Annotated in this window: 1 protein-coding gene; it reads right to left on the bottom strand. The window is 54.9% G+C overall.

The genetic code is table 11. From position 1 onward, the window contains the following. The coding region (locus AC0L2Z_RS35295; protein ID WP_473630629.1) for an ABC transporter ATP-binding protein at positions 1-910 on the bottom strand (910 nt) is incomplete at its 3' end. Positions 911-1032: the final 122 nt, after the last annotated feature.

Below are 1032 nucleotides of genomic sequence, written 5' to 3' on the forward strand. Positions count from 1 at the left end.
GCAGGACATTGTGTGCGAGATCATCAACCGCGCCACCTGCAGCGACGTCAATGAGTTCGATGTTTTCCGGTCTTATGCACAGATCGGCACTGGCGTGCGGGTCGAGCTGCGATCTTGTGCGAATCTCAAGTTCACCGTTGGTGACATAGGTGATGACGCCGTTGTGCGATTGGCCGTTTCGCTGCCCATGGAACCAATTAGATCTCCCGACGAACTCGGCTACAAACTTGTCGGCTGGAGTCTCGTAAATCGCAATCGGCGATCCTCGCTGAACGATCTTTCCCTTGCTCATGACGACCACCTCGTCACCCAGGCTTAGAGCTTCCTCCTGATCATGCGTGACAACGATCGTAGTTGCCCCCACAGACCTCAGAATCTCCTTGAGTTCGAGGCGCAGCTCAAGGCGCAGCTTCGCGTCAAGCGCGGACAAAGGCTCGTCGAGAAGAACGATCTGCGGGTCGGTTGCGAGCGCCCGCGCAAGTGCTACACGCTGCTGCTGCCCGCCGCTCAGCTGACGGGGATATCTGTCTTCCATGCCGACCAAGTGTACAAGCGACAGCATCTGCTTGATCCGAGAGGGTATCGCCGATGCCGGCGTTCCACGGTACCGCATGCCATAGGCGACATTTTGTGCAACCGTCATGTGGGGGAAGAGCGCGTAATCCTGGAATACGAGGCCAACATTACGCTCATAGGGTCTCAATTGCCTTACATCTTCACCCGCAATATTCACCGTGCCACTGTCGGGCGACGTAAAACCCGCAATAATCCGAAGCGTAGTGGTCTTGCCACAGCCGCTCGGTCCTAAAAGAGAGAGAACCGCTCCCTTTTCTATAGCCAGGGATACATTATCAACTGCGGTGAAATCTCCATACTTCTTGAACACATTTCTTAGTTCGAGAACAGTCATCCAATCACGACCTATAGATTCCACCGCCAATGGCTCGCTCCAGACCAAGCACCCGGTCGAGCACCAACAGCAATATGAGTGTTAGCCCTATTAGGGCGACGGCTACCGCAGCTATTGTGAGA

The organism is Mesorhizobium sp. WSM4850, from assembly GCF_055811735.1.